The organism is Corallococcus terminator (genome assembly GCF_003611635.1).
Lineage (GTDB): Bacteria > Myxococcota > Myxococcia > Myxococcales > Myxococcaceae > Corallococcus > Corallococcus terminator.
On sequence record NZ_RAVZ01000791.1, the window covers coordinates 1 to 241 of the forward strand.

The 241-nt window shown below is 73.0% G+C and carries 1 protein-coding gene; it reads right to left on the minus strand.

The window, feature by feature from the left end:
- On the minus strand, positions 1–241 hold a 241-nt coding region (locus D7V88_RS42155; protein ID WP_147449186.1), incomplete at both ends, for a hypothetical protein.

Here is a 241-nt window from a genome sequence, read left to right on the forward strand (position 1 = left end):
TCCAGCGCGGGCACGTGCACCACGCGGAAGAGGGACGCGAAGGTGGGGGCCTCCTCGCGCACGCGCTCGAAGCGCTCCGGCGTGGACTCGGCCAGCACCGTCAGCTCGCCGCGCGCCAGGTGGGGCTCCAGGTACTGCGCCACGTTGGTGCGCTCGTTGTGGGTGCGCCCCGCGTAGACGAGCGACGCCAGGTCGTCCACGTAGAGCAGGTCGCCCACCTCCACCAGCTCCCGCACCACGC